Consider the following 11,426-nt stretch of genomic DNA (forward strand, 5'->3'; position numbering starts at 1 on the left):
TGATTGTCCCACTTTTGCATTTTTAAGAATCAATTAAGTTTTAATGCGGTCCGTAATGGCTGCGTCCAAAGCCAACATCAACTCACTAGATTCGTTGTGTATCCTTTATCTCATAGCATCGTCTCTAGTTTGTCAATCATTAAACGGTCGTTTGCGTTTTTAAACTTTAAAATGCTGCAGTCCAGCCGCCATCAACTGTCAGTACAGTTCCATTTACAAAGCTTGCTTCATCAGAAGCAAGGAAAAGCGCTGCTTTTGCAATTTCTTCAGCTTCACCGACTCTAGGAATAACGCCTTGTACAGTTTTTGTTCGTTCCATTCCAAATGGATTGATGTTTTTCATAGAAGCAGAGATGTTTGTATTTACTGCTCCTGGAGCAATCGCATTACAACGAATTCCCTTTTGCGCATACATATAGCCCGTATTTTTTGTTAAACCGACAACTGCATGTTTTGATGCGCCATAAGTAGCTCCGGCATGTGCTCCATTTAGACCGCCTGTTGAAGCGATATTCACAATAACTCCATTTCCTTGCTCAAGGAATAGAGGGATTGCTTTACGCATGGAGCGCATCACACCTTTTGTATTGATATCAAAAATTAAGTCCCAGCGCTCGTCTGTAATATCTGCGACTGGTTCAAAACCATCCATAATACCTGCATTATTAACTAAAATATCCAATTTGCCGTATTCATTTACTGCTGTGTCAATCATATGATCAATATCTTCTTGTTTTGCTACATTCGCTTGAACTGCTTTAGCAATTCCATTATCAGCTGTAATCTCCTTTACAACCGCTTCCGCACCATCAATATTTAAATCTGCAACAATTACTTTTGCACCTTCTTTAGCATATAGTTTTGCAATTTCTCTCCCCATGCCTGAAGCTGCCCCTGTGACAACTGCTACTTTTTCTTGTAATTTCATTTTAATTCCTCCCTAATATTGATGAAAATAATGAACATGTGTACAATAAAATTATACAAGATGGATAGATGAAGCGCAATCAACAGAACTGCAGAAACTGCAGTTTAATTAACGTTTATCAAGTAATATGTTGAATAAGGTGTGAAAAAAATGAAAAAAGATTTACGAGTAATTAAAACGCAGGAAAGCTTGCGACGAGCATTACTAACATTGTTAAAAACAAAGCCCTTGGAAACAATTACTATTTCTGAGCTGTGCAGACTTGCTCAAATTAATCGAGGGACATTTTACCTGCATTATCGTGATGTCCATGGAGTATTCCGGCACTACTTTGAAGTAATTGTTGAAGATTTGCGAAAAGCATATGAGGAACCGTATTTAAAAACAAATTTTAAGATTAATAAAATGACACCAGACATGATTCAGATATTTTCTCATGTGAAGAAGTATCAGGCCTTTTATCAAATCGTTTTTGATGAAAAAATACCGATGACCTATTATTATCTCGTATTCGATACAATCCGAAAATTTATGGGAGAGTCGCTGAGCCGAGATAAGGCTGCCCGCCAAATGGAAGTAGATTTTAATTACCTTATCAGCTACCATGCCAACGCGATTATCGGCATTATTATTGAATGGCATAAACAAAACTATGCAACACCACCAGAACAGCTTAACCAACAGCTCATCAAGCTGACTTCCTGGGAAATCGGGAACTGACCATCGTTGTCCTGCTTGTTATGTATAAAGGATTTCTGTCAGCGAGTGTCGAATAATGAGTAAAGGATAATGTAAAGGGTGTATGAAATTGTTGGTATCGACAATGATTTTTGGCTGGACAGGGGTTATCTTATTTTTATTTCTTTCATTTTCATACCAAAAGTTAGCTAAAAGTAATGAGTTTGCTTTGGTACATATCGTAATGGCTATCATGTATGCAACGTGGCTGCCGTTGCCATTCACATTAAATCATATTTTGAAAATAGAATACTTGCAGATTGGAACGATTTTTGGGATTGTTTATTTGCTTTTATTGGTCTCTGCAATGACGCTTCAAGCGGGGCATATTACGTTCATTGTTAAAGAAAACGACAACAGAGGAATAACCGATATACAGGGAGAATACATGATGTTTACTCTTTCTAACCCATTGGAGGCGACTGTAAACATTTTTAAATGTATATGGGCTTTATTTTTAGCGTTGGCATTCTGGAATCAAAATGAAAGAATTATGGCGGTTATTATGCTGTTTTTCAGTTTCCTTATTTTTTACTATTTGGCTATTGTATTAAATACAGTGATGGTAAAACAAATGAAGCTATTTTCGTGGGTGAAACAAAACATTTATTTTACCAACCTTGAAACCTTTTCATTCTTTTTCGTTTTACTGATCTATCTAACACTCGTCCCTTAATCGGGGACGAGAAATACTTCTATACGAAAACATTAAAATATCTTATAGAGAGGAACGATAATATGGTATTTCCTGAGCTGCAAACGGATCGGCTTCAACTTGTACAAATTGAAGAAAAACATACAGATAGCTATTTCGAAATTATGTCTAAGGATGAGGTAACAAAGTATTACGGTATGGAGAGCTTAAAGAATTTAGAGGACGCCTCGAAAATAATTGATTCTTTTGAACGTACATATAAGAGTAATAGAGGAATAAGATGGGGAATTGTATTAAAAGAGACTGGTGAATTTATTGGCACAGCAGGACTAAATAATCTTAGTGTTCCGGGAAAAAAGGCCGAGATTGGTTATGAACTGCACCCATTGCATTGGAATAAAGGACTAACTGCTGAGGCTGTCAAAGAAGTATTGAATTATTCATTTACTGAGTTGGGGTTATTTAGAATGGGCGCAGTAACTTATCCGCAAAACACCTCATCAATACAACTGTTAAATCGATTGGGTTTTATAGAAGAAGGATTATTAAGGGGATATCTTTATCAAGCTGATCAATCTTATGATGCGCTGATTTTTTCGCTGTTAAGAACAGAATGGAAGTAAATATATGGTAGGATAAAGTTAAGCTTAATAAAAACAAATGGAGGCATTTACATGAAAAAGGTTTATATCTTAGATGGTGCAAGAACTGCCCTCACCGCATTCGGTGGTTCTTTTGCTGGCACCGCTGCAACAAAACTTGGAACAGTGACCGCAAATGAAGCATTGAAACGGGCAGAGGTAGACCCAGCTCAAATTAATCATATTGTTTATGGAAATGTCATCAGCTCTGAAACAAATGCTGCATATATTGCACGGCATATTGGACTTGAAATAGGTGTGCCGCAAAGGACGCCAGCTTTTATCCTGAATCGGCTTTGCGGATCAGGCTTGCAGGCAATTATTTCTGGTGCACAGGAAATTATGCTAAGTGATGCGGATTACGCGCTTGTCGGTGGGGTGGAAAATATGTCACAGGCACCATACTCTAACTTCGACAAACGATTTGGTGGTGCGAAGATAGGAGAATTGAAATTCCACGACATGCTCCAAGCAACTCTTTTTGATGAATATACTGGTTTTGGCATGGGTGTTACGGCTGAGAATTTGGCTGAGAAATATACGATTTCTCGTGAGGAGCAGGATGAATTTGCAGTACTCTCACATCAGCGTGCAGCTAAAGCACAGAGCTCTGGAAGGTTTGCTGAGGAAATCGTTCCAGTTGAAGTGGAGTCTCGTCGAAAGATAACAGTTATCAATCAAGATGAACATCTTAAGCCTGAGACAACTGCGGAGAAAATAAGTAAATTACGTCCATCTTTCAAAAAAGATGGAACTGTAACTGCAGCAAATGCCTCTGGAATAAATGATGGAGCGGCTAGTTTAATTATTGCAGGTGAGGATGCAGTGCAAAAAAATAATTTAAATCCGCTGGCGGAAATTGTCTCTTGGGCAGTTGCTGGTGTCGACCCGAATATTATGGGGATTGGTCCAGTACCAGCAATTCAGCAGGCATTAAACAAAGCGAACCTCAGTCTTGATGATATGGATATAATTGAAGTGAATGAAGCTTTCGCAGCCCAATACCTTGCAGTAGAAAAAGAGCTTGGACTGGACCGGGAAAAAACAAACGTTAATGGTGGAGCGATTGCTCTTGGTCATCCAGTTGGCGTAAGTGGTGCACGAATTGCATTATCTGCAGCATATGAGCTTCGAAATCGCAATAAGGAATATGCTGTAGTCAGCCTATGTATCGGTGGAGGGCAAGGCATAGCCATGGTTATCCGCAATAAACAATAAAAGGGGCAGTTAGGGTTTAACCCTAACTGTTCCATGCTTTAGCATATTTCTTTTTATATTTTTCATCTGTTTCGAGTTCGATGAGCTGGAGGGCGATGTCTTTTAATTGTTCTTCCGCCAATTCAGCATGAAGATTTTTGAGGTTTTGAATAATATCAAAACGAATGAGTGTGTAGTTTTTTTCGACTTCACAATCTTTAAAACGGTCCTTAAGATGCTCAACTAATAAATCCTTCTGCGCTGTACCTGCTAAGCCAACACGCCAAATTGCTTGCAGACTGTGCCGGGCCGTTACATATTTTTCATCCTTGGTAACCTCCCAAAGTTGAGGGAAATCCTTTAATATCCGCTGTTCTGGATCGCTGATTGCCAGGAAAGCGAGAAACTGGGCAGAACGGGAGCGGGTATGATGATCCTTGCTGGCTAAATCAATGACTAAATCATCCCAAACATCATATGCCCATTCAACAGGCTCTTTAATTGCATCTCTTATTTTCTGATATGCTTCATATTGTTTATTTTTATCTTCACTCTGCAAATCGGCAAAATTCTGTTGCATCTTTGTATCCAAATTCACACCACCTTATCGGTTTATTTAAAACAGGATTGGTAAAAAGTGTGGAACGTACATAACATATTATATCTTCCCCTTAAATCCCTGCCTGAATCTTTTCATGTTAAAATAATAGAAAAAATTAAACGCAGTGAAGCAGGTGCAGCATGAAAAAAACATTATTTAAAGCTTTTGGCATTCTTTCATTAGGAGCAATGTCAAAAGCGCTGTTCGATACCAATATTATTAAAGTAGAAAAGATACAATTTAAAACAGAAAAATTAACCGAAAAAGCAGAATTTCGTATTATGCAAATCAGCGACTTCCATAACCAAAAGTCGCGATGCCAGCATAAAAAAGTCATCAATAAAGTGGAGGTGCTTCGACCAGATATTATTGTTCTAACTGGTGACCTGATTGATCGGAGGACGAGAAACTTTCGTTCTGTTTTAGCTTTCGTTGACGCTTTAATAAGTATTGGAATACCTATATATTTTGTCAGCGGGAACCATGAATGGAACAACCCAAAAAGACATCGGTTTTTAGCACGGCTCAGCAAACGAAAAATTACAATTTTAAGCAATAATCATGTGGAATTAAATATTAAGAATGAATATATCAATCTGGCTGGGATTGAAGACGCAGCAACAGAGCATGAGAATATAGAAATGACTTTTTCAAATATGAAAGTGGAAAATTATACTATTTTGCTTTCTCATTCACCATACGTCATCAATAAATATCCAGATATGCAAGCAGATCTCGTTATCAGCGGACATACACATGGCGGACAAATACGCTTACCTTTTATTGGGGCAGCAGTTTCACCGGGTGAGGGCTTTTTCCCTAAGCTGGATAAAGGGATATTCGAATGGGGGAAAGGGGAGCAGCTCTATGTAGATAGTGGAGTGGGAACAACAAGGCTGCCAATTCGTTTCTTGAATCAAAGTCAAATGACATTTATCCAAATAAGTGGGACAGCCAGGGGTTGACCCTTGCTGTCCCTGTCTCACCCTCTAACTAACTTTGTTCGAATATGGTTGGAACTTAGTTCAACTACTAATATTAAAATGAGAAGTCCAATAAGAATAGACCCGACTTCGTTCCAGCGATACGCATTCATAGCAAAGATTAGAGGAGCTCCGATGCCTCCTGCACCAACTAAGCCAAGTACTGCTGCTTCTCGCAGATTCATATCAAAACGATAGATAATCGTTGATAAGAAAAGTGCGAATAACTGCGGAAGAATGCCATATCTGATCTTTTCAAAGGTAGAACAACCAATCGAGGTCATTGATTCGATAATGCTTGTATCTAACTCCTCGATTGAATCAACGAATAATTTTGCCAGCATCCCAATCGAAACGAATGAAATGGTCAGCACGCCGGCAAAAGGCCCAGGTCCTGTCACACGGATGAACGTCAGACCGTAGACAAGCGCTGGTATGGTACGAATGACAATCAGCAGTATTCTAGTGAAACTTGCAATCGGTCTTGGCACAACATTACCAGCAGACAGAAATGCAAGTGGGATTGCCAGGAACGACCCTATAATTGTTCCGAGAAATGCAATCGCAATCGTTTCTATGAGCAGATAAAGTACGCCTTGTGATGTGAAATTTAGTAATAGTTCAAGATCTGGAGTAACAATTCCTTGTAAAATATTACCGGCAATTTGCCATCCGCTCGCTTGCATATTATTTAAATCAATGGTTGATAGTGACCAGGTAAATAATAAAAGAACGATTCCAGCAACAATAAAGATATATAATTTATTACTAGCAGAGGCGTATAATTGTTTTTCAATTGTATTCATCGTAGCACCTCTCTATATTAGCCTTTTTCTAAAATGTTCACTGATTGATTCAATGATAAAAACTGTAATAACAAGCAATAGTAAAATCATTCCCACATTCGGGTAGTCGCGCCAGCCTAACCCTTCATTAAGCATCAGACCAATACCGCCTGCGCCAACATAGCCAAGAATTGCAGCATAGCGGACATTTCCTTCGAAACAGAATAAAGAAATCGATAAAAAGTTTGGCAGCACTTGAGGAAATACAGCATAGCGGAATGCCTGAATCCGTGTCATGCCAAGAGATTCCATAGCCTCAAAAGGTTTCATATCCACATTTTCAATTTGTTCATATAAAAGCTTGCCAACATAGGCTATTGTGAATAGAAATATGGCCACTGTTCCAGCAAGTGTGCCTAGGCCGAATACAAAAGTCGCAATTAATGCAGTAACTAGAGTGGGCATGGTACGTAAAATACTTAAAATGCTTTTTGCAATTAGCTGAATAACTTTACTTGGTATGATATTCGCACTTGCCAGATATGCAGCAGGCACTGCAACTAGCGAACCAGTAATCGAACCCAGTAATGACATTTTAATTGTGTCGAACAGGGGCTGCCATATATTTGCAGTATGCACCCAATTCGGCGGAATCATTTCACCGATAATCACGAAAAATTCCTGCCAGCGATCGAACAGTACTTGAAAGCTGAACCCGGTAAAATAAACAGACGCTGCTGTTCCAAGTAAAACAAGAAGTATAACAAAAGGTGCTCTTGAACGATTTTGATAAACGGTTTTTCCATTTGGCAAAGTATATTTTGCAGGAGGGAAGAGCTTATCGTACATGGAGCAGCGCTCCTTCCTCTGTTTGCAGTGCTTCTTCCATTTTGCTGCCATAAATATGCTGCAGTACCTCATCATCTACAAGGGTTGCTTTTCCATCAAATACAATCTCACCGGCCCGTACTCCAATAATTCGATCCGCATATTCCAATGCAATTTCAACATGGTGAATATTTAATAGCACTGTAATGTTCATTGTTTCATTAATATGTTTAAAATCATCCATTACTTGCTTGGAAGTTATAGGATCAAGTGAAGCAATTGGTTCATCTGCGAGAATGATATCGGGATTTTGTGCCAATGTTCTAGCGAGTGCAACGCGCTGTTGTTGTCCGCCAGAAAGCTGATCAACCCGCACATAGGCTTTATCAAGGATGCCAACTTGATCCAAAGCTTTTAATGCAAGCAGTTTATGTTCACGTGAAAAGATACCACTAATCTTTCTCCAGACAGGCAAATCAGGCACAAGTGAGACAAGTACATTTTTCAAAACACTTGAGCGTGTAACTAAGTTAAAGGACTGGAAGACCATTCCAATCCGTCTGCGATACTGACGGACAGCTTTGCCCCGAAGTGAAGAAACATCAATGTGATCAACAATTAATTCTCCGCTGGTAATATCATGCATGCGGTTAATACAGCGAATCAGTGTTGACTTCCCAGCACCTGAAAGCCCAATAATTGCAACGAATTCACCTTGTTCAACTTTGAAATTTACATTTTGAAGCGCTCTGACTTTGTTTGCATAAGTTTTTTCTACATTAATAAATTCAATCAATTATAATCACCATTCTTTGAAAAATGATAATATCAAAGAATTGATATTATCATTTTATAAAAATATTAAATCGTTCTAAATTATTTCATACTTTTTACCATTTCTTGAGCATTTCGTTCATCATCATAATCAGATGCCTCAGCTTCTTGATAGCCTAGATGATTATATATGGAAATTACTTCCTTTCCTTCGTCTGTTCCACCGATATTAATAAATGCTTGCTGGATGGCTGCTTTCAAGTCATCATCCATCATTTCTGAATTTTTGCTGACGCTGATTGTGTCATTATATATTGGTGGTGTGACACCAATAACATTGGTCTCATCCCAAATGGATGCATCCCGATTAAAGTCTGCTTCCCAAGAATCGGCATTATCACGGCGGGCATCCGCGTAGGTTACCATAATATCCAGCTGTTCTTCAGCCATTCGAGCAAATGCGCTACCATAGGAATCTACTTGAACAACGTTTTCTAAATCAGTAATTGTTTGATCATAATTTTCATTTAACCAAAGAGCGGGATAGATGTACCCAGCAGGGGAAGAGGAAGACATGACGCCCCAGCTTGCACGATTGATATCGTCAAAAGTCAGCTCTAAGCCATTATTTACTTTTTCAGCTAATTCTTGTCCTTTTTCGGATGGACCAGCAATAATTAGCGCACGATAAGAAGTAACAAGGTCTGTTACAGGTTCAGTCGGTTTGTTGTCATTCCAATCTTTTGCGTTATCAGACTCAATGCTCAAGCCCTCCCGCGTAGCGGTTAAAACTGCCTCCGCACCATCATCATAAAGGACGTATGTACCACCGGGAATGAGACCAATATCGATCGTACCTGCAGATAACCCTTCCCCAACTGCTTCGTAATTTGTACCTACAGTAATATCAATTTCCTTCACTTCATAACCCAATACTGCTAGTTCTTCTGAAAGGAGTTCTTTTAATGGCTCTGTAGCAGTGATAATTTCTTCAGGTTCTCTTGAGGGCACAAATCCAATGGAAAGTTTTTCAATTTCTTTATTGCCGTCTTGACCAGCTGCATCATTATCGCCTGATTCTTCCGCATTACTGTCATTGCTGCCGCACGCAGCTAAAATTGTAATGAAAATAAGTGCAATGAAAACGAGTAGTTGCTTTTTCATCTTGCATTTCTCCTTTTATTTATTTATTTATTTCAACAAAATCAACTATAGCAATTGAATATTAATCGGGTATTAAGGTTTTCTTAAGAAAAATTAAAGGGACATCCAGGTTTTTCACCTAAATGTCCCTTTTTTAAGTTATTCTTCAATTTTCTCAGCTAGTTTGCTTGCAATCCATCTTTCTGCAATTTTTTCATCAACTTCATATACTTTCCCAGCACGCAGCAGTTGACCATGGTAGGCCGTTTGTACATTCATTTTTACTTTTACCATAATTGTTCACCTCAAGTTCATTATACAGTAAGCAGCTCGTTCGCTTGAAGTACATATTGTAAATTACTTACGAATGCATTTTTAATGCAATCGTTAGCATTGGCAATCTACTTTTATAGAAAAATAATTTAATAGTAATTATAATGTGTAAAACCTTGTTAAAATAAGGTTTTACAGGTTTTGGAAGATGGAACTATACAGATAATATCTATGGGCTGGTTAATAAAAAGGTAGACATTTAGAAATAATATGCTAAACTAAAGATAATCAATGCAAACGTTTTCCTAAACGTAAATTGATTAGAATGCGATTGCATTTTTTTAAAAAACTAATATGTAATCGTTTACTTTTATTATTCATGAAAAGAGGAGTGAGGAAATGGGGAGTAAGAAGTTTTTATCAAGGTTTTTAACCGTTTTTATGTTGGCTGCAGTTTTGGTTATTGCAGGCTGTAGTGGGGATTCGGATGAGGATTCAAACGCAAAGGGATCTGGAGATAAGATAAACGTTGATATTTACCAGTTTAAAGTGGAGTTCAAGGAGCAATTCGAAGAGCTGGTAGCGAAATATCAAGAAGAGAATCCAGATGTTAATATTACTGTTCAAACAGTTGGGGGCGGGAATGACTATGCTGCTTCACTGAAATCACAGATGTCTTCAGGCAATGAGCCAACCATTTTTAACGTTGGCGGACCAACTGAGGTTGAAGAATATAGAGATTATTTAACAGATTTATCTGATACAGAAGCTGCTTCACTCGCACTTGAAGGAACCTTAAATGGTGTGACGGAAGGAGAGGAAATCCTGGGACTTCCTTATTCTCAGGAAGGGTATGGATTAATCTATAACAAAGAAGTTTTTGAAGAAGCTGGAATCAATGCCGAAGAATTAACAACTTTCGATGCACTTGAAGAAGCAGTTGCTGAACTTGATAGTAAAAAGGACGAGTTAGGTCTGGACGCAGTATTTGCACTTCCTGCGAAAGAACTATGGGTGATGGGTAACCACCTGGCAAACGTATATGTTGCACCAGAGTTTGATAGTGATGTAAGTGCAGCATATGAAGCAGATACAGTAGAATTGCTTTATAACGATCAGATGAAGAGAATGCTAGACTTACAGGCAGAATATTCTGTTCAGCCGATTTTAAGTCTGGACTACTCACAGCAAGTTGAGCAAAACTTCTCACTTGGTAAAGTAGCGATAATCCAACAGGGTAACTGGATTTATCCTACAGTTGAACAAATGGACGCTGAATTTGCAGAAAGTAATATTGGAATGATTCCAATGCCATTTGATGGAATGGATGACCATCTGCCGGTAGGTGTACCGCAGTATTGGGTAGTAAATAACAACAGTTCTGATGAAGAAGTTCAGGCTGCAAAAGATTTCCTTGACTGGATGTATACATCTGATGAAGGTAAAGAAATGGTATTAAATGATTTCAAATTTATCCCTGCTTATGATGGATATGACACAGAGCAAATCGCTGACCCGCTTTCAAAAATCGTATATGAATATGCTTCAGAAGGAAAAACAATTGGCTGGACATTTATGGGTACACCAGTTGGCTGGAATGAAGATATTCTGGCAGTTAATTTCCAAAAATATTTAAATGGTGATATTGACTGGGATGAGGTAGTAGAAGCGTCAATTGAAGGCTGGGAAAAAGCTAGATAATACAGGCTGAACAAAGCCGATCTGTTTTGAAGTTAGAATCAACAGCCAACAATTTAATGTAATATCATTGTTGGCTGTCTTTTTTTAACAATCTAGAAGAATAGTAATTTTAGCTATTTTAAATCGCGGTTCAAGTGGACACTTGTGATTTGCGAGAGTCAGCTTTTCATATATGATAT

The 11,426-nt window shown here is 38.3% G+C and carries 13 protein-coding genes; 6 read left to right on the forward strand and 7 right to left on the reverse strand.

The window, feature by feature from the left end:
* Window positions 1–166: 166 nt before the first annotated feature.
* The gene (locus NST93_RS00695; protein ID WP_405100230.1) at window positions 167–928 is read right to left on the reverse strand and encodes an SDR family oxidoreductase; all 762 of its coding nucleotides are present in this window, start codon (window positions 926–928) and stop codon (window positions 167–169) included.
* A 150-nt stretch (window positions 929–1,078) separates the two neighbouring features.
* On the opposite strand from NST93_RS00695, the gene NST93_RS00700 reads away from it, so the two are divergent.
* The 4 genes from NST93_RS00700 to NST93_RS00715 all read left to right on the forward strand — a co-directional run bounded on the left by NST93_RS00700 (window position 1,079) and on the right by NST93_RS00715 (window position 4,180).
* Entirely contained in the window at window positions 1,079–1,648 is a 570-nt protein-coding gene (locus tag NST93_RS00700; RefSeq protein ID WP_405100232.1) for a TetR-like C-terminal domain-containing protein, read from the forward strand.
* A gap of 88 nt (window positions 1,649–1,736) precedes the next feature.
* A complete protein-coding gene (locus tag NST93_RS00705; RefSeq protein WP_405100234.1) occupies window positions 1,737–2,342 on the forward strand; it encodes a hypothetical protein in 606 nt (201 codons plus the stop codon).
* Window positions 2,343–2,404: 62 nt separating this feature from the next.
* Window positions 2,405–2,944, forward strand: a complete 540-nt coding sequence (locus tag NST93_RS00710) for a GNAT family N-acetyltransferase (RefSeq protein ID WP_405100236.1) — start codon at window positions 2,405–2,407, stop codon at window positions 2,942–2,944.
* Between the two features lie 51 nt (window positions 2,945–2,995).
* Complete coding sequence (locus NST93_RS00715; protein ID WP_405100238.1) at window positions 2,996–4,180, forward strand: thiolase family protein; 1,185 nt, start codon at window positions 2,996–2,998, stop codon at window positions 4,178–4,180.
* 22 nt (window positions 4,181–4,202) lie between these two features.
* Here NST93_RS00715 and NST93_RS00720 read toward each other — a convergent pair whose 3' ends face one another.
* Window positions 4,203–4,751 carry a hypothetical protein gene (locus NST93_RS00720; protein WP_405100240.1) on the reverse strand — a complete coding sequence of 183 codons (549 nt, stop codon included), beginning with the start codon at window positions 4,749–4,751 and terminating at the stop codon, window positions 4,203–4,205.
* A gap of 149 nt (window positions 4,752–4,900) precedes the next feature.
* Between NST93_RS00720 and NST93_RS00725 the strand changes: the two genes are divergently transcribed.
* A complete protein-coding gene (locus NST93_RS00725) occupies window positions 4,901–5,725 on the forward strand; it encodes a metallophosphoesterase (RefSeq protein WP_405100242.1) in 825 nt (274 codons plus the stop codon).
* A gap of 17 nt (window positions 5,726–5,742) precedes the next feature.
* On the opposite strand, the gene phnE (NST93_RS00730) is transcribed toward NST93_RS00725, so the two are convergent.
* The 5 genes from phnE (NST93_RS00730) to NST93_RS00750 all read right to left on the reverse strand — a co-directional run bounded on the left by phnE (NST93_RS00730) (window position 5,743) and on the right by NST93_RS00750 (window position 9,567).
* Window positions 5,743–6,549, reverse strand: coding sequence for a phosphonate ABC transporter, permease protein PhnE (gene phnE / locus NST93_RS00730; protein WP_405100244.1), 807 nt, complete (start codon window positions 6,547–6,549; stop codon window positions 5,743–5,745).
* Between the two features lie 12 nt (window positions 6,550–6,561).
* A complete protein-coding gene (gene phnE / locus NST93_RS00735) occupies window positions 6,562–7,377 on the reverse strand; it encodes a phosphonate ABC transporter, permease protein PhnE (protein WP_405100246.1) in 816 nt (271 codons plus the stop codon).
* Window positions 7,367–8,152, reverse strand: a complete 786-nt coding sequence (gene phnC / locus NST93_RS00740) for a phosphonate ABC transporter ATP-binding protein (RefSeq protein WP_405100248.1) — start codon at window positions 8,150–8,152, stop codon at window positions 7,367–7,369. Before phnC ends, phnE (NST93_RS00735) begins: the two co-directional genes overlap by 11 nt.
* Window positions 8,153–8,232: 80 nt before the next feature.
* Window positions 8,233–9,294 (reverse strand): phosphate/phosphite/phosphonate ABC transporter substrate-binding protein, encoded by a 1,062-nt coding sequence (locus tag NST93_RS00745; protein WP_405100250.1) that lies wholly within the window; start codon window positions 9,292–9,294, stop codon window positions 8,233–8,235.
* Between the two features lie 138 nt (window positions 9,295–9,432).
* Complete coding sequence (locus NST93_RS00750) at window positions 9,433–9,567, reverse strand: hypothetical protein (RefSeq protein WP_405100252.1); 135 nt, start codon at window positions 9,565–9,567, stop codon at window positions 9,433–9,435.
* Between the two features lie 378 nt (window positions 9,568–9,945).
* On the opposite strand from NST93_RS00750, the gene NST93_RS00755 reads away from it, so the two are divergent.
* On the forward strand, window positions 9,946–11,247 hold the full coding sequence (locus tag NST93_RS00755; protein WP_405100254.1) for an ABC transporter substrate-binding protein: 1,302 nt from the start codon (window positions 9,946–9,948) through the stop codon (window positions 11,245–11,247).
* The last annotated feature ends 179 nt before the right edge of the window (window positions 11,248–11,426 follow it).

Origin of the sequence: Oceanobacillus sp. FSL H7-0719 (genome assembly GCF_045040795.1) — a bacterium.
Lineage (GTDB): Bacteria > Bacillota > Bacilli > Bacillales > Amphibacillaceae > Oceanobacillus.